At 67.7% G+C, this 21,026-nt stretch carries 18 protein-coding genes; 5 read left to right on the forward strand and 13 right to left on the reverse strand.

What is annotated here, in order from left to right; translation table 11 throughout:
- From AS96_RS07750 to pgl, 4 genes are all read left to right on the forward strand, one after another.
- Window positions 1–1,568, forward strand: a 1,568-nt coding sequence (locus AS96_RS07750; protein WP_036287894.1) for a glucose-6-phosphate isomerase, incomplete at its 5' end; no start/stop codon positions are given.
- Window positions 1,569–1,592: 24 nt separating this feature from the next.
- Entirely contained in the window at window positions 1,593–3,143 is a 1,551-nt protein-coding gene (gene zwf / locus AS96_RS07755; protein ID WP_036287896.1) for a glucose-6-phosphate dehydrogenase, read from the forward strand.
- Window positions 3,140–4,081 carry a glucose-6-phosphate dehydrogenase assembly protein OpcA gene (locus tag AS96_RS07760; protein WP_036287898.1) on the forward strand — a complete coding sequence of 314 codons (942 nt, stop codon included), beginning with the start codon at window positions 3,140–3,142 and terminating at the stop codon, window positions 4,079–4,081. The genes zwf and AS96_RS07760 overlap by 4 nt, the downstream gene beginning before the upstream one ends.
- 8 nt (window positions 4,082–4,089) lie before the next feature.
- Complete coding sequence (pgl, locus tag AS96_RS07765; RefSeq protein ID WP_061681588.1) at window positions 4,090–4,869, forward strand: 6-phosphogluconolactonase; 780 nt, start codon at window positions 4,090–4,092, stop codon at window positions 4,867–4,869.
- Between the two features lie 86 nt (window positions 4,870–4,955).
- Here the strand turns inward: pgl and AS96_RS07770 are convergent, their stop codons facing one another.
- The 11 genes from AS96_RS07770 to AS96_RS07820 all read right to left on the reverse strand — a co-directional run bounded on the left by AS96_RS07770 (window position 4,956) and on the right by AS96_RS07820 (window position 16,921).
- The gene (locus tag AS96_RS07770) at window positions 4,956–5,312 is read right to left on the reverse strand and encodes an RNA polymerase-binding protein RbpA (RefSeq protein WP_036287901.1); all 357 of its coding nucleotides are present in this window, start codon (window positions 5,310–5,312) and stop codon (window positions 4,956–4,958) included.
- Window positions 5,312–5,560 (reverse strand): preprotein translocase subunit SecG, encoded by a 249-nt coding sequence (gene secG, locus AS96_RS07775; protein ID WP_036283588.1) that lies wholly within the window; start codon window positions 5,558–5,560, stop codon window positions 5,312–5,314. Before secG ends, AS96_RS07770 begins: the two co-directional genes overlap by 1 nt.
- 170 nt (window positions 5,561–5,730) lie before the next feature.
- The gene (gene tpiA / locus AS96_RS07780) at window positions 5,731–6,513 is read right to left on the reverse strand and encodes a triose-phosphate isomerase (RefSeq protein WP_081768002.1); all 783 of its coding nucleotides are present in this window, start codon (window positions 6,511–6,513) and stop codon (window positions 5,731–5,733) included.
- Window positions 6,513–7,730: a phosphoglycerate kinase gene (locus AS96_RS07785; RefSeq protein ID WP_036287917.1), complete on the reverse strand. Its 1,218-nt coding sequence runs from the start codon at window positions 7,728–7,730 to the stop codon at window positions 6,513–6,515. The genes tpiA and AS96_RS07785 overlap by 1 nt, the downstream gene beginning before the upstream one ends.
- A 9-nt stretch (window positions 7,731–7,739) precedes the next feature.
- Complete coding sequence (gap, locus tag AS96_RS07790) at window positions 7,740–8,750, reverse strand: type I glyceraldehyde-3-phosphate dehydrogenase (protein WP_036287920.1); 1,011 nt, start codon at window positions 8,748–8,750, stop codon at window positions 7,740–7,742.
- Between the two features lie 138 nt (window positions 8,751–8,888).
- The gene (locus tag AS96_RS07795) at window positions 8,889–9,518 is read right to left on the reverse strand and encodes a superoxide dismutase (protein WP_036287922.1); all 630 of its coding nucleotides are present in this window, start codon (window positions 9,516–9,518) and stop codon (window positions 8,889–8,891) included.
- Between the two features lie 130 nt (window positions 9,519–9,648).
- Window positions 9,649–10,626 (reverse strand): DNA-binding protein WhiA, encoded by a 978-nt coding sequence (gene whiA, locus AS96_RS07800; RefSeq protein WP_036287924.1) that lies wholly within the window; start codon window positions 10,624–10,626, stop codon window positions 9,649–9,651.
- A gap of 41 nt (window positions 10,627–10,667) precedes the next feature.
- Complete coding sequence (rapZ, locus tag AS96_RS07805) at window positions 10,668–11,543, reverse strand: RNase adapter RapZ (RefSeq protein ID WP_036287926.1); 876 nt, start codon at window positions 11,541–11,543, stop codon at window positions 10,668–10,670.
- Between the two features lie 44 nt (window positions 11,544–11,587).
- Complete coding sequence (gene uvrC, locus AS96_RS07810; RefSeq protein ID WP_036288072.1) at window positions 11,588–13,507, reverse strand: excinuclease ABC subunit UvrC; 1,920 nt, start codon at window positions 13,505–13,507, stop codon at window positions 11,588–11,590.
- Window positions 13,508–13,509: 2 nt separating this feature from the next.
- Window positions 13,510–16,422, reverse strand: coding sequence for an excinuclease ABC subunit UvrA (uvrA, locus tag AS96_RS07815; RefSeq protein ID WP_036287928.1), 2,913 nt, complete (start codon window positions 16,420–16,422; stop codon window positions 13,510–13,512).
- Window positions 16,423–16,483: 61 nt separating this feature from the next.
- Window positions 16,484–16,921 carry a MarR family winged helix-turn-helix transcriptional regulator gene (locus tag AS96_RS07820; RefSeq protein WP_036287931.1) on the reverse strand — a complete coding sequence of 146 codons (438 nt, stop codon included), beginning with the start codon at window positions 16,919–16,921 and terminating at the stop codon, window positions 16,484–16,486.
- 32 nt (window positions 16,922–16,953) lie between these two features.
- On the opposite strand from AS96_RS07820, the gene AS96_RS07825 reads away from it, so the two are divergent.
- Window positions 16,954–17,196, forward strand: a complete 243-nt coding sequence (locus tag AS96_RS07825; protein WP_036287935.1) for a hypothetical protein — start codon at window positions 16,954–16,956, stop codon at window positions 17,194–17,196.
- A 30-nt stretch (window positions 17,197–17,226) separates the two neighbouring features.
- Here AS96_RS07825 and AS96_RS07830 read toward each other — a convergent pair whose 3' ends face one another.
- Together AS96_RS07830 and uvrB are read right to left on the reverse strand one after the other, a co-directional pair.
- Window positions 17,227–18,801: a UDP-N-acetylmuramoyl-L-alanyl-D-glutamate--2,6-diaminopimelate ligase gene (locus AS96_RS07830; RefSeq protein ID WP_231477170.1), complete on the reverse strand. Its 1,575-nt coding sequence runs from the start codon at window positions 18,799–18,801 to the stop codon at window positions 17,227–17,229.
- A 120-nt stretch (window positions 18,802–18,921) separates the two neighbouring features.
- The gene (uvrB, locus tag AS96_RS07835) at window positions 18,922–20,991 is read right to left on the reverse strand and encodes an excinuclease ABC subunit UvrB (protein WP_036287941.1); all 2,070 of its coding nucleotides are present in this window, start codon (window positions 20,989–20,991) and stop codon (window positions 18,922–18,924) included.
- Window positions 20,992–21,026 lie beyond the last annotated feature (35 nt).

Here is a 21,026-nt window from a genome sequence, read left to right on the forward strand (position 1 = left end):
CCGTTCCTGGTCTGGTCGACAGCCTGGTCGCCAGCGGTATCACCGCCGGCGACCCCGACCTGTGGGGACCCGAGGCGGCATCCGCGGCGGCCGTCCGCCTCGGATGGGTGGACGCGGTCAGCGTGTCACGGCCCCTCGTCGACGAGATCCTCGCGTTGCGCGCAGATCTCGTCGCACGGGGTCTCACCCGCGTCGTGCTCGCGGGGATGGGAGGCTCATCCCTCGCGCCGGAGGTCATCACCCGCACGGCAGGTGTACCGCTGGTGATCCTCGACTCGACCGACCCGGCGCAGGTCCTGGCCGCGATCGACGGGGATGCCGAGTCCGGCAGCCTCGCGCAGACGGTTCTCGTCGTCGCATCGAAGTCGGGCTCGACCATCGAGACCGATTCTGCGCAGCGCGCCTTCGCGGCCGCCTGGTCGGATCTCGGCATCGATCCGTCCGAGCGCATCGTCGTGGTCACCGACCCGGGATCCCCGCTCGAGCAGTCCGCCCGTGAGGCCGGCTACCGCGTGTTCACCGCCGACCCGAACGTGGGGGGACGCTATTCGGCGCTCACGGCCTTCGGGCTGGTGCCCTCGGGGCTCGCGGGCGTGGACATCGCTGAGCTCCTGGACGAGGCGGAGGCGACGCTTCTGGAGGTCGCCATCGACGACCCCCGCAACCCCGCACTCACGCTCGCCGCGGCCATCGCCGGTGGCGACCCGCGGCGCGACAAGCTGGGCCTGATCAGCGACGGCACGCACATCGTGGGCCTGCCCGACTGGATCGAGCAGCTCGTGGCGGAGTCGACCGGCAAGAACGGCACCGGCATCCTTCCCGTGGTGCTGCTGCCGCTGTCCCCGGAGGTCGACCAGACCCCGGCAGACATGCAGCTCGTGCGTCTCGTGGATGATGCCGTGCATTTCCGGCTGATCGAGCAGCACCCCGACGAGGTGCTCGTGAGCGGATCGCTGGGCGCCCAGTTCGTCGTCTGGGAGTACGCGACGGCCATCGCGGGACGCATGCTGGGCATCAATCCGTTCGACCAGCCCGACGTCGAGTCCGCCAAGGCCGCCGCTCGCGCGCTGCTCGATTCTCGCCCCGCCCTCAGCGACCCCGCCTTCACGGCGAACGGCGTCGAGGTGCGCGTGTCCGATCCCGAGCTGGCCGCGTCCGGCACACTCGCCGGGGTGCTGGACGCCCTGTGGGCTCGTCTCGGTCCCGACGGCTACGTCGCCGTGCAGGCCTACGCCGATCGCACCTCGGTGCCTCAGCTTTCCGGCATCCGCGAACTCATCGCCGCCGACACGGGCCGTCCGACGACGTTCGGCTGGGGTCCCCGCTACCTGCACTCGACAGGGCAGTTCCACAAGGGCGGACCGGCCAGCGGCGTATTCTTGCAGATCATCGGAGCCGGAGAGGTCGATCTGGAAATACCCGGTCGCCCGTTCACGTTCCGTCAGTTGATCACCGCTCAGGCGGCCGGCGACGCGGATGTGCTCGTCGCGCACGGACGACCCGTGGTCACCCTCACCCTGACCGACCCTCAGGTCGAGGTGCTTTCCCTGTTCGAGGCCGCGCAGTAGCGCGACCAGGAGGAGTCTTTCTCGATGACTGCCGAGATTTCGCGCGACCACAATCCGTTGCGCGATCCCGATGACCGCCGCCTCAACCGCATCGCCGGTCCCAGCGCACTGGTGATCTTCGGCGTGACAGGCGATCTGTCGCGCAAGAAGCTGATGCCGGCCGTGTACGACCTCGCCAACCGTGGACTTCTGCCTCCCGGTTTCGCCCTCGTGGGCTTCGCGCGTCGCGACTGGGAGGATCAGGACTTCGCCAACGTCGTCCACGATGCCGTCCGTCAGTACGCGCGCACGCCGTTCCGCGAGGAGACGTGGAAGCAGCTGCTGCAGGGCATCCGCTTCGTGTCGGGCGAGTTCGGCGATGACGACGCGTTCCGCCGTCTGCGCGAGACGGTGGAGAAGCTCGACGTCGAACGGGGAACGATGGGAAACCACGCGTTCTACCTGTCGATCCCGCCGCGCGATTTCCCGATCGTGGCCAAGCAGCTGAAGGCGTCCGGACTGGTCGACGACAAGTCGAACAACCCGGATGCGTGGCGTCGGGTGGTCATCGAGAAGCCGTTCGGCAGCGACCTGCAGACGGCTCGCGAACTCAACGCCACACTCGAGGTCGCCTTCCCGGCCGACTCGATCTTCCGCATCGACCACTACCTCGGCAAGGAGACGGTGCAGAACATCCTCGCACTGCGCTTCGCGAACGAGCTGTACGAGCCGCTGTGGAACGCCAATTACGTCGATCACGTGCAGATCACGATGGCCGAGGACATCGGTGTCGGCGGACGCGCGGGCTACTACGACGGAATCGGCGCGGCACGCGACGTGATCCAGAACCACCTTCTCCAGCTGCTCGCACTGACCGCGATGGAGGAGCCCATCTCGATGGACGCGAAGGACCTGCGGGCCGAGAAGGAGAAGGTCCTTGCGGCGGTTCGCCTGCCCGATGACCTGTCCACGGCCACGGCGCGCGGCCAGTACGGCGGCGGCTGGCAGGGCGGCGAGAAGGTCACGGGCTTCCTCGAAGAGGACGGCATGAACCCGGAGTCGACGACCGAGACGTACGCGGCCGTGAAGCTCGAGATCGCGACGCGACGCTGGGCGGGCGTGCCCTTCTACCTGCGCACCGGCAAACGCTTGGGACGACGGGTGACGGAGATCGCCGTCGTGTTCAAGCGCGCACCGCAGCTGCTGTTCCAGCGCAACCAGACGCTCGAGCTCGGACAGAACGCGCTCGTGATCCGCGTGCAGCCCGACGAAGGTGTGACGATCCGATTCGGCTCGAAGGTGCCCGGTGCGGGCAACGAGGTGCGCGACGTCACGATGGACTTCGGCTACGGCCACGCGTTCACCGAGTCGAGCCCCGAAGCTTACGAACGCCTCATCCTCGACGTGCTGCTGGGCGACCCGCCGCTGTTCCCCCGTCACGAGGAGGTGGAGCTCTCGTGGAAGATCCTCGACCCCGTCGAGGAGTACTGGAGCGCCCAGGGCGGACCGCTCGAACAATACTCCCCCGGCTCGTGGGGTCCTCCCTCGGCCGATGAACTTCTGGCCCGCGACGGCCGCGTCTGGAGGCGTCCATGATCGTCGACCTGCCCGACACCACGGTGTCGAAGATCGCGCGTTCGCTCGTGAGCGTACGCGAGGAGGGCGGCGCCGTCGCCCTCGGTCGGGTGCTGACCCTGGTGATCGTCACGACCCACGGCCTGCACGAGGAAGCGATCGAGGCTGCCAACGACGCCTCTCGTGAGCACCCGATGCGCGTCATCGTGCTCATGGCGAATCCCGAAGGCGACGCCAAGCTCGACGCGCAGATCCGCGTCGGAGGCGACGCCGGCGCCAGCGAGGTCGTGGTGCTGCGCGCGCAGGGCGACGTCGCAACCAATCAGGAGGGCCTCGTGACCGGGCTCCTGCTGCCGGATGCGCCCGTCATCGCGTGGTGGCCCGACTTCCCTCCCACCAAGCCCGCGGCATCCGACATCGGCCGCATGGCCCAGCGCCGCATCACCGACGCGTCGACGAAGCCCTACGCCAAGGATCGCCTCTCGCGTCTCGGACCGTCGTACGAGCCCGGCGACACCGACCTCGCGTGGACACGCCTGACGCACTGGCGGGAGCAGTTGGCGGCGGTGCTCGACCAGCCGCCCTACGAGCCGGTGACGGGCGTCGAGGTGGTCGGAGCCGGCAGCTCGCCCTCGACCGGTCTGCTCGCCGCATGGCTGCGACTCAAGCTCGACGTGCCGGTCACCTGGCGCTACTCGCCCCCGGAGGAATGGGAGCACGGCATCCAGAAGGTGCGGCTGACGCGCGCGAGCGGCGACATCGTGCTCGAGCGGACGAACGACATCGACGCCACGCTCACGCAGCCCGGACAGCCGTCGCATGACATCGTCCTCCCCCGCCGTACACTGCGCGAATGCCTCGCGGAGGAACTGCGCAGGCTCGATCCGGACCTCCTGTATGGTCGAGTGATCACGGAGGGCTGGGAGCTTCTCGGCCCGGCGACCACGAGCGAGTCCTAGGAGTTCCGATGGCGCAGATGTGGACCGAGAAGCGCGTCGTGATCAGCCCTGACGCGCCGACGCTGGCGGCGGCGGTCGCCGAACGCCTGCTGTCCCGTCTCGCCCGTCGATCGGCCGCAGGCAAGACGACCCACATCGCTCTGGCGGGCGGCCAGATCGGCACTGCGGTGCTGCGCGCCGCCGGCGACAGCCCTCGGCGTGCCGACATCGACTGGTCGCTCGTGCACATCTGGTGGGGCGACGAGGTGTTCACGACGCCGGACGACGTCGATCGCCACGACAGCGCCGCCCGCGCCGCGCTCTTGGACCGGGTCGCGCTGCCGGCGAGCAACATCCACGCGATCGCGGCCAGTGACGTCGCCGCCGATCCGGATGCCGCCGCGGCCGCGTACGCCGACGAGCTGTCGCGCTTCGGCACGCCGGAGCAGGCGTGGCCGGAGTTCTACGTCTGCTTCCTCGGCGTCGGCTCCGATGGACACGTCGCGTCGCTCTTCCCCGATCGGGTCGAGATCCAGCTGACGGACCGTACGGTGGTCGCCGTTCGCGACGCCCCAAAGCCGCCCCCCGTGCGCGTCACGATGACCCGCCCGGTGATCAACTCGGCGCGCTGCGTCTGGCTCGTCGTCTCTGGTACCGACAAGGCCGCCGCCCTCGGCCTGGCCCTGGCCGGCGCCAGCTATGAGACGGTGCCGGCCGCAGGTGCAAAGGGCCGCAAGAAGACGATGTTTTTCGTCGACGAGGCCGCCGCGGCGAACGTGCCGGCGGAGCTCATCGACCAAGACTTCTGATCGACGCCGATATCACGTCAGAAGCCCTCGTACGCAACGATCGTTCGTCGCACGAGGGCTTCTTCGTCGGCCGTGAGGCCGGAAGGTCAGGCTTGGCCGCGGCGTTCCCGCAGCTGCTGCAGGGCGTCATCGAGAAGGGCATCGGCCTCTTCGTCGGTGCGACGCTCCTTCACATAAGCCAGGTGTGTCTTGTAGGGCTCGGTCTTCGCGAGAGCGGGGGGGTTGTCCTTGTCACGTCCCGCCGGCAGTCCCGAGTGCGGAGAATCGATGACGTCGGGGATCTCCTCCTCCGCGATTCCCGCGGCGAAGTAGCGGACGGTCTCGTTGCCCAGCGCATCCCAGTACGACACGGCGATGCGGTCGGCGTGATGGCCGTGGTCCTGCTCGCCCATGGGTCCGGCACCCACTCGGGTGCCGCGAATCGCGTTTCCGCCGGTTGCCATCAGAGCCCCTGGAATTTGGTGATGAGTCCGAGCGCGACGATCGCGACGAACCAGACGAGTGCGAGGACGACCGTGAAACGGTTGAGGTTGCGCTCCGCGAGACCCGACGATCCGAGCGCTGAACTCATGCCGCCGCCGAACATGTCGGACAGACCGCCACCGCGCCCCTTGTGCAGGAGGATCAGGAGGGTCAGCAGGAGGCTGGTGATGCCCAGCACCACCTGCAGTACGAACTCGAGGATATCCACAGTCGAAAATGCCTTTCGCGGCGCTCGCGTCATCGAGCGCACAAAGGTCGAGTATACCGACGTTTCGGCTCGCACCCGCGGTGCCGCTCAACGACCGGGCCTTGGATCCCGGTCGTTGAGCGAGCGAAGCGAATCGAAACGCAGGCCGACGCGCGCGGAACCGCAGCGTGTCAGACGCCGACGTGCTTCTGGTAGCGGATGATGGCGGCGAACTCGTCGGCCACCAGGCTCGCGCCGCCGACGAGCGCGCCGTCGACATCGGGCTCACGCATGAAGCTGGCGATGTTGCCCGACTTCACCGAACCGCCGTAGAGCACACGGGTACGCGCCGCGGCGTCCGCACCGAGAGTCTCGGAGAGCACCTGGCGCAGCGCCGTGCACACCTCCTGAGCCTGTTCGGGCGACGCCACCTGACCGGTGCCGATGGCCCAGACGGGCTCGTAAGCGACCACGATGTCCGCGTCGGCTGCGACTCCGGCCAGAGCCGCCTGCAGCTGAGCGACCGAGACCGCCGTGGGCCCCGACTGTTCGCGCTGCTCCAGCGTCTCACCCACGCAGATCACGGGGACCAGGCCGTGCCGCAGCGCGGCCTGGACCTTCTCGGCGACGATCGCGTCGGACTCGTGGTGGTACTCGCGACGCTCGGAGTGACCGATGATCACGTACCGGCAGGCGAGCTTGCTCAGGAAGGCTCCCGAGACCTCGCCCGTGTACGCGCCGCTGTCGTGCGTCGACAGGTCCTGCGCCCCGAGTGCGAAGGGGATCTTGTCGGCGTCCAACAGCGTCTGGACGGTGCGCAGATCGGTGAACGGCGGGAAGACGGCCACCTCGACCGAGCCCTCGTCGTGCCCGGCATCCTTGAGCGTCCAGTGCAGCTTCTGCACGAACGCGACCGCCTGCAGGTGGTCGAGGTTCATCTTCCAGTTGCCGGCGATGAGCGGTGTGCGCGACATCAGGCCTCCCATCCCAGGATCTCCAGCCCGGGGAGCTTCTTGCCCTCCAGGAACTCCAGGCTCGCGCCACCGCCGGTCGAGATGTGACCGAACTGGTCGTCCGCGAAACCGAGCTGACGAACGGCCGCCGCCGAGTCACCGCCACCGACGACCGACAGACCGTCGACCTCGGTGAGCGCCTGCGCGACCGTCTTCGTTCCGGCCGCGAAGGCCGGCATCTCGAACACGCCCATCGGACCGTTCCAGAACACCGTCTTCGCGCCGCGGATCGCGTCGGCGAAGATCTCCGCCGTACGCGGACCGATGTCCAGACCCATGCCGTCGGCGCCGAAGGGGGTGTCCTCCAGCGCGTCGGCGGCGGCGACGACGTGATCGGCGTCGGCGGCGAAGCCGGATGCCATGACCGCGTCGACGGGGAGGATCAGCTCGACCCCGCGCGCCGCGGCATCCGCGATGTAGCCCTTGACGGTCTCGATCTGGTCGGTCTCGAGGAGGCTCTTGCCCACCGGGTGGCCCTGAGCGGCCAGGAAGGTGAAGAGCATGCCGCCGCCGACGAGGATCTTGTCCGCGCGAGGCAGCAGATGGGCGATGACACCCAGCTTGTCGCTCACCTTCGACCCGCCGAGGACGACGGCGTAGGGACGCTCGGGATTCTCCGTGAGGCGATCGAGGACGTCGACCTCCTTCTCGATCAGATATCCCGCGGCCGACGGCAGAAGCTCGGCGAGATCGTAGACCGACGCCTGCTTGCGGTGCACGACGCCGAAGCCATCGGAGACGAGCACATCGCCGAGGGCGGCGAGCTGCTCCGCGAAGCCGCGACGCTCGGCGTCGTCCTTCGCGGTCTCACCGGGGTTGAAGCGCAGGTTCTCGATGACGGTCACATCGCCGTCCTCGAGGGCCGCGACGGCCTCCTGCGCGGACTCCCCCACCGTGTCGCGGGCGAAGACGACGGGCTTGCCGAGCAGCTCGGAGAGGCGCTGAGCGACCGGCTCGAGGCTGTACTTGGGGTCGGGCGCGCCGTCCGGGCGTCCGAGGTGGGAGCACGCGATGACGCGCGCGCCCTGGTTGATGAGCTCGTTGAGGGTCGGAAGAGCCGCCCGGATACGGCCATCGTCCGTGATGACGCCGTCCTTCAGAGGGACGTTGAAGTCAACACGGACGATGACACGCTTACCGGCCAGCGACCCGAGGGATGCAAGGGTGCGCAAAGCCATGGTGAAGCCTCAGAGCTTGTCGGCGACGAGCTCGGTGAGGTCGACGAGGCGGTTCGAGTAGCCCCACTCGTTGTCGTACCAGGACGACACCTTCACGAGGTTGCCGGAGACGTTCGTCTGACCCGCGTCGAAGACCGACGAGTGCGGGTCGAGCTGGATGTCGCTGGAGACGATGGCGTCCTCGTTGTACTTGAGGTAGCCGACGAGCTCGCCCTCCTCCGCCGCCTTCTTGTACGCGGCGTTGATGACCTCGGCCGTGAGGCCCTCGGTCGGGGTGATGATCGTGAGGTCGACGATCGAGCCGGTGGGAACCGGCACGCGGTACGACGAACCGCTCAGCTTGCCGTTGAGCTCGGGCAGCACGAGACCGATCGCCTTGGCCGCACCGGTGGAGGCCGGGACGATGTTGATCGCGGCGGCGCGGGCGCGGTGCAGGTCGCTGTGCGGGCCGTCCTGGAGGTTCTGGTCGGCCGTGTAGGCGTGCGCCGTCATCATGAACCCGCGCTCGATGCCGAAGTTGTCGTTGAAGACCTTGGCGAGGGGCGCGAGGCAGTTCGTGGTGCAGGAGGCGTTGGAGATGATGTTCATCGTCGCCGAGTCGTAGTCGCCGTCGTTGACACCCATGACGAAGGTGCCGTCGACGTCGGTGCCGGGAGCGGAGATGATGACCTTCTTCGCACCGCCTTCGATGTGCTTCTTCGCGTCGACGGCCTTGGTGAAGCGACCGGTCGACTCGATGACGATGTCGACGCCGAGCTCGCCCCACGGGAGGTTCGCCGGGTCGCGCTCTTCGAAGACCTTGATGGCCTTGCCGTTGACGGTGATGGAGTCGGCGTCGTACGAGACCTCGGCGTCGAGGCGGCCGCCGACGGAGTCGTACTTGAGCAGGTGGGCGAGGGTCTTGTTGTCGGTGAGGTCGTTCACCGCCACGATGTCGAGGTCAGCTCCCTGCTCCAGCGCGGCACGGAGGAAGTTGCGGCCGATACGGCCGAAGCCGTTGATTCCGATCTTGACAGACACGTTGTCTCCCGGTTCATGTCGCGACGGCGACGACGTTTCGACGCGCCACTCGCGAACTTGGTGTGTGAAGGAAAAAGGATGCCGGGTCACCGCCCGTCGCCGGGAGGGACCCGGCATCCTCACCTGGTCTTGAGACTACTACTTGAGCAGTCCGGCCGTCTTCTCGCGCGCCGTCGAAAAGCGCTCGGCGACGTTGCCCCAGTTCGCGATGTTCCAGACCGCCTTCACGTAGTCCGCCTTGACGTTGAGGTAGTCGAGGTAGAACGCGTGCTCCCACATGTCGAGCTGGAAGATGGGAACGGTGCCCTGAGCGGTGTTCGACTGCTGGTCGAACAGCTGCTGGATGATGAGCTGCTCGCCGATCGGGTCCCAGCTCAGCACGGCCCAGCCCGAGCCCTGGATGCCGGTCGCGGCAGCCGTGAAGTGCGCCTGGAACTTGTCGAAGCCGCCGAAGAACTCGTCGATGGCCGCCTTCAGCTCGCCCTCGGGCTGTCCGCCGCCGCCGTCGGTGGCCGGCGCGAGGTTGGTCCAGAAGATCGAGTGGTTGACGTGCCCGCCGAGGTTGAAGGCGAGGTCCTTCTCGAGCTTGTTGACATTGGCGAGGTTGCCGCTCTCGCGGGCCTCGGCGAGCTGCTCGAGCGCGGTGTTCGCGCCGGTCACGTACGCCTGGTGGTGCTTGTCGTGGTGAAGCTCCATGATTTTGCCGCTGATGTGCGGCTCAAGAGCTGCGAAGTCGTAGGGGAGGTCGGGCAGCGTGTAGATCGCCATGTTCTCTTCTTCCTGTCGTCGGCGCCGCAACTGCGCTGCGGCGATGGGACATTGCCATCCTATTGAGGTGCAACGCGAGGGCGAGGGGGTTGTTCCCTCTGAGAACGAGATGTAAGCGCCTCCGACGACCTCAGTCCTCGAGACCCTCCGGTACCGCCGCGTCGGTGCCGGGGATGCCGTCGGCGACGGCCTTCTTGTCGGCCATCGCGAGCAGCCGTCGGATGCGGCCGGCGACGGCATCCTTGGTCAGCGGCGGATCGGCGTGGTGGCCGAGCTCGTCGAGGCTGGCGTCGCGGTGCGAGAGGCGCAGTTCGCCCGCTTCGCGCAGGTGATCGGGAACCTCCTCGCCGAGGATCTCCAGGGCGCGTTCGACGCGCGCGCATGCCGCGACGGCCGCCTGGGCCGAGCGACGCAGGTTGGCGTCGTCGAAGTTGACGAGGCGGTTGACGCCGGCGCGCACCTCACGACGCTGCCGCATCTCCTCCCACGCCTGAGCCGTGCGCACCGCACCCATCTCGGCGAGGGCGACGCGGATGGCCTCGCCATCGCGAACGACGACCCGGGGCACCCCGCGCACCTCGCGGGCCTTGGCTGCGATGCCGATCCGATGGCCGGCGCCCACGAGCGCCATGGCCGCCTCGCCGGACGGGCAGGAGATCTCCAGCGCCGCCGACCGACCGGGGTCGGACAGCGTACCGCTCGCAAGGAACGCACCGCGCCAGACCGCGGCGAGATCGTGGCGGGCGCCGGTGGTGAGCTTGTTCGGGAGCCCACGCACCGGACGGCGACGCGCATCGAGCAGACCGGTCTGACGCGCGAGCGTCTCGCCGCCTTCGATGACGCGGACGGCGAAGTGGCCGCCGGCGCGTCCGCCGGACGCCTGGACGCGGTGCAGCTCCGGGCGCACCCCGTAGATCTCCATGATGTCGCGGGCGACACGACGCGCAAGCGGGTCGGTCTCCAGTTCGGCCTCGACGGCGACGCGCCCGGCGATCGAGTGCAGTCCACCGGAGAAGCGGAGGATGGCGGTGAGTTCGGCCACCCGCGCCGTGGGACGAGGGTCGCGCACCGCGGCCAGCTCTGACTTCACGTCAACGGTTGGCGACACAGCGATCCTTCGTTCGGGGGGGTGCGGGACAAAGGGATAGCCTACTCGCGACCGAGGTCGCGATGCTTCACACGAACGGCGACACCGGGGATCTCTGCCAGCCGGTCGGCGAGTTCCCGCGCGGTGACCACCGAACGGTGCTTGCCCCCGGTGCAGCCGACCGCCAGCACGGAATGACGCTTGTTCTCACGCTGATAGCCCGCCAGCACGGGGTGCAGAGCCTGGGCGTACGCGTCGATGAACTCGCGCGCGCCCTCTTGAGCCAGGACGAAGTCGCGCACGGGGTCTTCTTCACCCGTGTGTCCCTTCAACTCGGGGATCCAATACGGGTTCGGCAGAAAACGCATGTCGGCGACGAGATCGACGTCGGTCGGCAGACCGTATTTGAAGCCGAAGCTCATCACCGTGAGGGTGTGGCGCGCCTCTCCCGCGTCGCTGAAGAGGTCGACGACGCGCGAGGCGAGCTGATGGATGTTCATCTCACTCGTGTCGATGATGACGTCGGCGCTCTCGCGGATCACCCGGAGGCGATCGCGCTCGCGCAGGATGCCATCGAGGATCGTGCCCTCGCCCTGCAACGGATGCGGCCGCCGCACAGACTCGAACCGTCGCACGAGCACATCGTCTCCGGCGTCGAGGAACAGCACGCGCAGCTGGCGTCCCGCCCGCAGCGCATTGGTGACCGCCGGCAGCGCCTGAAAGAGATCGCGGCCGCGGACATCGACGACTGCGGCGAGCTTGGGAAGCGCTCCCCCGGCGATCTCGGTGAGTTCGAGGAGATGCCCGAGCATCTGCGGCGGCAGATTGTCGACGACGTACCACCCCAGGTCCTCGAGGGCGTTGGCCGCCGTCGTGCGCCCCGCTCCCGACATCCCCGTGACGATGAGCACCTCACCGGCGCGCTGCTCGTCGGTCACGTGCTCTCCCTGGGTGTTCGAAAGCCGGTGCGGATGACCACAGCCTAGCGATTTGCGAGGCGCTGCTCGATCGCGGCCGCCAGTTTGGGGCCGATTCCGGGCAGCGCCGTCATCTCGTCCGCGGACGCATTGCTGAGCGCGGCGACGGAGCCGAAGTGCCGTAGCAGGGCCTTGATCCGTGCATCACCGAGACCCGGGACCTCACCCAGCACGGTGGAGATGTCGCGCTTGCGGCGCTTTCGTTGATGGGTGATCGCGAAGCGGTGCGCTTCGTCGCGCAGGCGCTGGATCAGGTAGAGCGCCTCGGAGGTGCGGGGAAGGATCACCGGGAAGTCCTCCCCCGGCAGCCAGATCTCCTCCAAGCGCTTGGCGATGCCGCACAGTGCGATCTCGGCGTGCCCGGCATCCTCGAGGGCGCGTGCGGCAGCCGCGACCTGTGGCGCACCGCCGTCGACGACCAGCAGCTGCGGACGATACGCGAACCGCGGTCGTTTGCGCTCGGTGACCACCGGCGACTCGCCATCGGCGGGATCGACCGCCGCCACCGCCGTTTCCGCAGCGGCGGCAGCGGCCTCGTCGCGGTCGACGTGGGCCAGGCGACGCGTCAGCACCTGATAGAGCGAGTCGGTGTCGTCGGTCGTCTCCGCGATGCTGAAGGAGCGGTACTGATCCTTGCGCGGCAGCCCGTCTTCGAAGACCACCATGGAGGCCACGACGTTGGTTCCCGACAGATGCGACACGTCGTAGCATTCGATCCGCAACGGCGCCTCGTCCATGCCGAGGGCGAGTTGCAGGTCGGTGAGAGCTTTCGTGCGCGACGTGTAGTCGGACGTGCGGCGCGTCTTGTGCAGCAAGAGCGCCTGCTGCGCGTTGACGGTGGCGGTGCGCATCAGGTCGGCCTTGCGCCCGCGTTGGGCGACCTGCAGGCTCACGCGCTTGCCGCGCCGCTCCTGCAGCCACTGCTCCAGCTCCGCGGCATCATCCGGCAGGCGCGGCACCAGGACCTGGCGAGGGATGTCGGATGACTCAGCGTCACCGTACGTGCGCTGGAGCACCTGATCCACCACGTCGGCGGAGGAGATGTCGAGCTCCTTGTCGATGGTCGTCGCACGGACACCGCGTACGCGACCGCCCCGGACGACGAAATGCTGCACCGCCGCCGAGAGTTCGTCCTCCGCGATGCCGAACAGATCGGCATCCGTGTCCTCGGCGAGCACCAGAGAACTGCGACTGAGCACCGCATCGATCGCCTGCAGCCTGTCGCGGTAGACCGCGGCCGATTCGTAGTCCATCGCCGCCGCCGCCTCGCGCATGCGCGCGGTGAGGTCACGCGCGAAGCGCTGGTCTCCGCCCGCCATGAAAGCGACGAAGTCGTCGACGATGGCGCGGTGCTCCTCGATCGTGACCTTCATCGAACACGGTCCGCCGCATCGACCGATCTGTCCCGGAAAGCACGGCCGTCCGGTCGCCATGGCCTTCTTGTACGACGCGTCGGAGCAGGTGCGGATGGGGAAAACCTTGATCATCAGGTCGATCGTGTCGTGCACCGCCCACACCTTCGGGTACGGGCCGAAATAGCGCGCTCCGGGAATGCGCCGATTGCGGGTCACGATGACGCGCGGCGCCTCGTCGGCCAAGGTGATCGCCATGTAGGGGTACGACTTGTCGTCCTTGTAGCGCACGTTGAACGGCGGCGAGAACTCTTGGATCCACATGTACTCCAGCTGCAGCGACTCGACATCGCTGCCGACCACCGTCCACTCCACGGACGCCGCCGTGAGCACCATCCGGCGGGTGCGCTCGTGCAGGGTGTGCAGCGGCGCGAAGTAGTTCGACAACCGGGCGCGCAGATTCTTGGCCTTGCCGACGTAGAGGACGCGGCCGTCCGCGTCGCGGAAGCGGTAGACCCCGGGCTGCGTGGGGATCTCCCCCGGCTTCGGTTTGTAGGGAAGCGCGTCGGCCATCGTCACCCGGCCTTCCGCACCGGCCCCCGCGCCGTCGCTCCCGCGTCAGACGGCCCTGCCGCGAGGATCTCGGCCAGGAAGGCGCCGGTGTGGCTCTCTTCGACGCGCGCCACCTGCTCGGGCGTCCCCGTCGCGACGATGCGGCCGCCGCCCGAACCACCCTCGGGCCCCAGGTCGATGATCCAGTCGGCCGACTTGATCACGTCGAGATTGTGCTCGATGACGACGACCGTGTTGCCCTTGTCGACAAGGCCGCCCAGCACCTTCAGCAGCAGGGACACGTCCTCGAAGTGCAGACCGGTCGTGGGCTCGTCGAGGACGTAGATGCTGCGCCCGTTCGAGCGACGCTGCAACTCGGTCGCGAGCTTGACGCGCTGAGCCTCACCGCCGGAGAGCGTCGTCGCCGACTGTCCGAGTCGGACATACCCGAGCCCGACGTCGACGAGGGTCTTCAGGAAGCGGTGGATCGCTTGGATCGGCTCGAAGAAGTCGGCCGCCTCGGAGATCGGCATCTCCAGCACCTCGGCGATGTTCTTGCCCTTGTAGTGCACGGCGAGCGTGTCACGGTTGTAGCGCTTTCCGTGGCAGACCTCGCAGTCGACGTAGACGTCGGGGAGGAAGTTCATCTCGATCTTGATCGTGCCGTCGCCCGAGCAGGCCTCGCAACGGCCGCCCTTGACGTTGAAGCTGAACCGACCCGGCTGGTAGCCGCGCACCTTCGCCTCGGGCGTCTCGCTGAACAGCGTGCGGATGCGATCGAAGACGCCCGTGTAGGTCGCGGGGTTGGATCGCGGTGTCCGCCCGATCGGGGCCTGATCGACGTGCACGACCTTGTCGAGGTTGTCGAGTCCGGTGATCCGGGTGTGCTTGCCCGCCACGCGGCGCGCTCCGTTGAGCTTGGTCGCGAGGACTTCGTAGAGGATGCCGTTGACCAGAGTCGACTTGCCCGAGCCGCTGACGCCCGTCACGGCGGTGAGCACCCCGAGGGGGAATTCGGCGGTGACGTTCTGCAGGTTGTTCTCGCGGGCGCCGACGACGGTCAGCATGCGCTTCTTGTCGATCTTGCGCCGCTTCTTGGGTGCCTCGATCGACCGCCGCCCGCTGAGGTAGGCGCCCGTCAACGAGCGCTCTTCTTCGAGCAGCGACGACAGCGGACCCGAATGCACGACTTCTCCTCCGTCGACACCCGCGCGGGGCCCGATGTCGACGATCCAGTCCGACGCCTGCACGGTCTCCTCGTCGTGCTCGACGACGATGAGGGTGTTGCCCAGATCCTTCAGCCGGACGAGGGTCTCGATCAGCCGGCGGTTGTCTCGTTGGTGCAGCCCGATGGAGGGTTCGTCGAGCACGTACAGCACGCCCGTCAGCCCGGAGCCGATCTGCGTCGCGAGCCGGATGCGCTGGGCCTCCCCACCGGAGAGCGAGCCCGCGGAGCGTCCGAGGCTCAGATAGTTGAGTCCGACCTGCACGAGAAAGTCCAAGCGCGCGCGGATCTCCCTGAGGACGGCGGCGGCGATCTTGGCTTCGCGGTCGGTCAGCTCGAGCTGCGCGAAATACTGCTGGGCGTCGGCCAGACTCATGCGCGACGCATCGGCGATCGAATGGTCGTGCACCAGGACGGCCAGCACCTCGGGCTTCAGACGGTCGCCGTGGCACACGGGACACGGGACCTCACGAAGGTACTCCGCCCATCGCTGGCGCTGCGCGTCGGTCTCGGCCTGGGTGTACTGACGCTCGATGTAGGGCACCACCCCCTCGAACCCGGACGAGTAGCGCATCTCCCGGCCGTAGCGGTTGCGCCACTTCACCGTGACCTTGTAGTTCTCGCCGCGAAGGATCGCATCCTGGACGTCGGTGGACAGGTCTCGCCACGGTGTGTCGAGCGAGAAGTCGAGGTCATCGGCCAGGCCCACCAGGAGGCGCTCGTAATACTGGTACAGCCCCTTGCCTTGTGTCGTCCATGGGATGATGACGCCGTCGTTGATCGACAGTTCTTCATCGCCCAGCATCAGCTCGACGTCGACCGACATCCGCGTGCCCAGACCCGAGCACGTGGGGCAGGCACCGAACGGGGCGTTGAACGAGAAGGTGCGTGGCTCGATCTCGGTGAGCTGCAGCGGATGCCCGTTCGGACAGGCGAGCTTCTCGCTGAAACTCACCCACGCGTCGTCGCCTTCTTCGTCGACGAAGTTGATCTGCACGATGCCGTCGGCAAGGCCCAGCGCGGTCTCGACCGAGTCGGTGACGCGGCCGAGGATGTCGCCACTTGCCACGAGGCGGTCGACCACGACCGCGATGTCATGCTTGTAGCTCTTCTTGAGCGTCGGGGGCTCCGCGAGCTGGATCAGCTCGCCGTCCACCACGGCGCGGGCGTATCCCTTGGCCGACAGCTCCTTGAACAGGTCGACGAACTCGCCCTTCTTCTGCGTCACGACCGGGGCCACGATCTGATAGCGCGTGCGCTCGGGCAGCTCCATGAGCTGGTCGGCGATCTGCTGCACGGTCTGTCGCTGGATCTGGGCGCCGCACTCGGGACAGTGCGGAACACCGATGCGGGCCCACAGCAGACGCATGTAGTCGTGGATCTCGGTGATCGTCCCGACCGTCGAACGCGGGTTGCGGTTCGTGGACTTCTGATCGATCGAGACGGCGGGACTCAATCCCTCGATGAAGTCGACGTCCGGGCGGTCGACCTGACCGAGGAACTGCCGCGCGTACGCGCTCAGCGACTCCACGTAACGACGCTGACCTTCGGCGAAGATCGTGTCGAAAGCGAGGCTGGACTTGCCCGAACCGGAGAGGCCGGTGAAGACGACGAGGGAGTCGCGCGGGATGTCGAGATCCACGTTCTTGAGGTTGTGGACGCGGGCTCCGCGCACGCTGAGTTTCGACGAGGCAACAGGGACGATGGGCACCGGACAAGTCTAGGTGTGGCCTCCGACACCGGATCCGAGGTGCGCTCTCGGCGTACCCTCCTCAGTCCGGCCGACGGCCGGCGAAGGGGGCGAGACCGTCGCGCAGTGCCGCAAGTTGGTCGGCATCCATCCCGACTCTCGCCATGATCTGCGCCGGCACGTCGAGAGCCCGTGCCCGCAGAGACGTGCCGTCGGCGGTGAGCGCGATATCCAGCACCCGCTCGTCGTCAGTGCGGCGCGTGCGACTGACCCGCCCCTGCGCCTCGAGGCGCTTGACGAGCGGCGACAGCGTGGCCGGTTCCATCGCAAGCTCCTCCGCGAGCTCGCCCAGCGAGCGCGGCGAGTGCTCCCAGAGGGCGAGCATCACGAGGTACTGCGGGTGCGTCAGGCCGAGGGGATCGAGGACAGGACGATAGATGGAGACGACGTTGCGTGCGGCCGTCACGAGAGCGAAGCACAGCTGGTTCTCGAGCTTCAGCAGATCGTCGCGCGCATCCATGCCTCTACTGTACTCATTTCGTTAGTACACTAATGTTCATGACACGAAACGATGCCGAGCGGCCACCGCTGCGTCAACGGGTGCGCGACGCCGGCGGGTGGTACACGTACCTCAACACGCGGCTCATCCGCCTGGCCGGTCCCGCGTCGGTCGGTCCGTACGAAAGCGAGCCCGAGCCGGCGCGCGCCGAACGGGCCTGCCCGCTCTGCGGCCACGCGATGTCCCAGCACACGTTCGACCGCAGCGGCCCGAAGCCGCTCATGCACTGCCCCTGATCAGGATCGCCCGTCAGGCGCGCACGAACGTCATGATCGCGCGCGCTGCCGCAGCGCCCACTCCACCTCGTCGGGGTCGCTGTGCGGAACGATCACGCCGTCTCGCATGATCTGGTGACGCTCGTCGCCCTTCCCGACGATGGCGATGAGGTCGCCCTCCCGGGCGAGTTCGACGGCCTTGTGGATCGCCTCGGCTCGGCCGCCCACGTCGAACACCTCTGCGCGCGAGCCGCGCGTACCGGCGACGACGGCTCGCCTGATGGTCGCGGGGTCCTCGTCGGCGGGATTGTCGTCGGTGACGATCACGATGTCCGAGGCCATCGCGGAGAAGCGGCCCATGAGCGGGCGCTTGTGCGCATCGCGATTGCCGTTGGATCCGATCACCGTGATGATGCGCCCCGGCGTCAGAGGCCGCATCGCGCGCAGCAGCGCGTTGATCGCCTCGGGCTTGTGGCCGGCGTCGATGACGACCTGGAACTCGGCATCCACGGGGACGAACTGGACCCGCCCCTCGACGCCCGCGAAGTTCGCAATCCCCTCCACGGATGCCGAGAGAGGATGACCCACGATGTCGAGGGCCGCGACCGCGGCCAAGATGTTGCTGACGTTGAACTCTCCCACCAGCGGTGTGGTGAAACGCTCCGTCTGCCCATCGGGTCCGATCACCGTGAACGAAGAGCCGTCCAGCCGCAGGTCGATGTCGACAGCGCGCCAGTGCGCGTCGCGACCCGTCACCGAGAACGACTGCGTGTTCAGGTCGGCATCGGCATGCAGGCGCCGCCCGGCCCGGTCGTCGACGTTCACGAGCGCGACACAGGACATCGCCGGCGTCAGCAGCTCGCGCTTGGCCAGCAGATAGGCCTCCTGCGTGCCGTGGAAGTCGCGATGGTCGTGGCCGAGGTTGAGGAAGATGCCGACGTCGAAGCGGAGGCCTTCCACGCGACCCATCGTGATGGCATGGCTCGACACCTCGGAAGAGACCACCTCGACACCGCGCTCGCGCATGAGCGCCAGCAGCGCGTGCATCTGCGGGGCTTCCGGAGTGGTGAGAGTGGACGGAACGGCGACGCCGTCGATGCGCGTTCCCATCGAACCGATCACCCCGGTGTGCCGGGACTGACGCGCTGCATCGACGAGATAGGTCGTCGAGGTCTTGCCCTGCGTGCCCGTGATGCCGATCGTCTTCAGCGCACGCGCAGGCTGGTCGTAGAACCAGGCGGCGAGCCCACCCAACACCCGACGGGGGTGCCCATCGACGACGATCCGTGGGAGCGCGGAGAGTCCTGTCGTGGCGTCGATGATGTCGGCGCCGGCGGCGTCGGTGAGCACCGCGACCGCCCCGGCTTCCACGGCGTCGGCGAGATAGCGCGCGCCGTGAGTCCGGGCCCCCGGCTGGGCGAAGAACAGATCACCCGGCTGCGTCGAGGCCGCGCTGAGAGCGATACCCGTGACGAACGCGTCACCGGCGACGAGAGACGCACCGACCTGATCGGCGATGTCGGCGAGTGAGCGAGCAACGACGTTCTGCGGACGGTTCGCGGCGGGCTGCGCAACCCCCATTCCGGCCTCCGAAGGATCCGACGGGGAGGATTGCTCGATGCTCACTCGGCGACGATAGCAAAACAGTGTGAACCCGGCTGTCAGCATCGCCGTGCGAAGCCCGAGTCCACCACGCCGGCGACACCGCCTGCACGTCGTTCAGGTGGTGCGGCGCGCTGGACCTGCTTACGCGTGGCCGGCATTCACCATGGCCCGCAGCTCCTTCTTGAGATCCTGCACCTCGTCGCGGAGCCGCGCGGCCAGCTCGAACTTCAGCTCACCGGCCGCGGCGAGCATCTGCTGCGAGAGATCCTCGATGGTCGCCTCGAGCTGCATGGCACCCTCTGCCGCGATGCCCTCCCGCCGCAGGCGCGGCGTCGGCGAGCCTGCGCGACCCGAGCCGCCGCCACGAGCCAGAAGCGCCTTGGTATCGGACGCCTCGCGTGCCAGCACGTCGGTGATGTCGGCGATCTTCTTGCGCAGGGGCTGCGGATCGATGCCGTGCGCCGTGTTGTATGCGATCTGCTTCTCCCGGCGACGCTCGGTCTCCTCGATCGCCGATCGCATCGAGTCGGTCATGTTGTCGGCGTACATGTGGACTTCACCGGAGACGTTTCGCGCCGCTCGACCGATCGTCTGAATGAGTGACGTCCCGCTGCGCAGGAACCCTTCCTTGTCGGCGTCGAGAATGGCGACGAGCGAGACCTCGGGCAGGTCGAGCCCCTCACGCAGCAGGTTGATTCCGACCAGCACGTCGTAGACACCCTGTCGAAGCTCGGTGAGCAGCTCGACGCGACGCAGCGTGTCGACGTCGGAGTGCAGGTATCGCACGCGCACACCGTGCTCGCCGAGGAAGTCCGTCAGCTCTTCGGCCATCTTCTTGGTCAGGGTGGTGACGAGCACGCGCTCGTCTCGCTCGACCCGCACCCGGATCTCCTCCAGCAGGTCGTCGATCTGCCCCTTGGACGGCTTGATCACGATCTGCGGATCGACCAGACCCGTCGGTCGGATGATCTGCTCGACGACGCCGTCGGCGATACCCATCTCGTAGCGGCCCGGCGTCGCGGACAGATACACCGTCTGACCGATGCGGTTCTTGAACTCGTCGAAACGCAGCGGGCGGTTGTCGAGCGCACTCGGAAGCCGGAAGCCGTGGTCGACCAGCGTGCGCTTGCGGGACGCGTCGCCTTCGTACATGGCGCCGATCTGCGGCACCGTGACGTGCGACTCGTCGATGACGAGCAGGAAGTCGTCGGGGAAGAAGTCGAGCAGCGTGTGCGGCGGCTCGCCGGGCTCGCGACCGTCCATGTGTCGGGAGTAGTTCTCGATGCCGGAGCAGAAACCGAGCTGCTGCAGCATCTCGAGATCGAACGTCGTGCGCATCCGCAGGCGCTGTGCCTCCAGCAGCTTGCCCTGGCCCTCCAGCTCCGCCAGCCTCTCGGCCAGCTCGGTCTCGATCGTGCCAATGGCGCGATGAACGGTGTCGGTGCCCGCGACGTAGTGCGACGCCGGGAAGATGGGCACACTGTCGAGCTTCTGGACGACGTCTCCGGTGAGGGGATGGAGCATGTAGAGCGCTTCGATCTCGTCGCCGAACAGCTCGATGCGGACGGCGTACTCCTCGTAGACGGGAATGATCTCGATCGTGTCGCCGCGCACACGGAAGTTGCCGCGCGAGAAGTCGACGTCGTTGCGGTTGTACTGCATCGCGATGAACTTGCGGATGAGCGCATCGCGGTCGTACCGCTCGCCGACCTGCAGGGCGACCATCGCGCGGAGGTACTCTTCGGGCGCACCGAGACCGTAGATGCACGACACCGTGCTGACCACGACCACATCGCGACGGCTCAGCAGCGAGTTCGTCGTCGAGTGACGCAAGCGTTCGACCTCGGCGTTGACGGACGAGTCCTTCTCGATGAAGGTGTCCGTCTGCGGCACGTAAGCCTCGGGCTGGTAGTAGTCGTAGTAGCTGACGAAGTACTCGACGGCGTTGTGCGGCATCAGCTCACGGAACTCGTTGGCCAGCTGCGCCGCGAGGGTCTTGTTGTGGGCCAGCACCAGCGTGGGACGCTGTACCTGTTCGATCAGCCACGCCGTCGTCGCCGACTTGCCGGTACCGGTCGCGCCGAGCAGGACGACGTCGGTCTCCCCCGCGTTGATTCGAGCCGCGAGCTCGGAGATCGCCTGCGGCTGATCACCGCTGGGCGCATACTCGCTGACGACCTCGAACGGCCGGACGGATCGCGTGGTCTGCATGCCTCCAGCGTAGGCTCGGCCCCCGACATCGGCCG

The organism is Microbacterium sp. MRS-1, from assembly GCF_000585455.1.
Lineage (GTDB): Bacteria > Actinomycetota > Actinomycetes > Actinomycetales > Microbacteriaceae > Microbacterium > Microbacterium laevaniformans.

Coding starts and splice junctions, on each gene's coding strand:
- pgl (WP_061681588.1), top strand. CDS start 4,090: ATGGCGCAGATGTGGACCGAGAAGCGCGTCGTGATCAGCCCTGACGCG.
- tpiA (WP_081768002.1), bottom strand. CDS start 6,513: ATGTCGCGCACACCGCTCATCGCCGGCAACTGGAAGATGAACCTCGAC.
- uvrC (WP_036288072.1), bottom strand. CDS start 13,507: ATGGCCGACGCGCTTCCCTACAAACCGAAGCCGGGGGAGATCCCCACG.
- zwf (WP_036287896.1), top strand. CDS start 1,593: ATGACTGCCGAGATTTCGCGCGACCACAATCCGTTGCGCGATCCCGAT.
- AS96_RS07785 (WP_036287917.1), bottom strand. CDS start 7,730: ATGGCTTTGCGCACCCTTGCATCCCTCGGGTCGCTGGCCGGTAAGCGT.
- AS96_RS07825 (WP_036287935.1), top strand. CDS start 16,954: ATGTTCATGACACGAAACGATGCCGAGCGGCCACCGCTGCGTCAACGG.
- AS96_RS07820 (WP_036287931.1), bottom strand. CDS start 16,921: ATGGATGCGCGCGACGATCTGCTGAAGCTCGAGAACCAGCTGTGCTTC.
- uvrB (WP_036287941.1), bottom strand. CDS start 20,991: ATGCAGACCACGCGATCCGTCCGGCCGTTCGAGGTCGTCAGCGAGTAT.
- AS96_RS07795 (WP_036287922.1), bottom strand. CDS start 9,518: ATGGCGATCTACACGCTGCCCGACCTCCCCTACGACTTCGCAGCTCTT.
- AS96_RS07760 (WP_036287898.1), top strand. CDS start 3,140: ATGATCGTCGACCTGCCCGACACCACGGTGTCGAAGATCGCGCGTTCG.
- AS96_RS07770 (WP_036287901.1), bottom strand. CDS start 5,312: ATGGCAACCGGCGGAAACGCGATTCGCGGCACCCGAGTGGGTGCCGGA.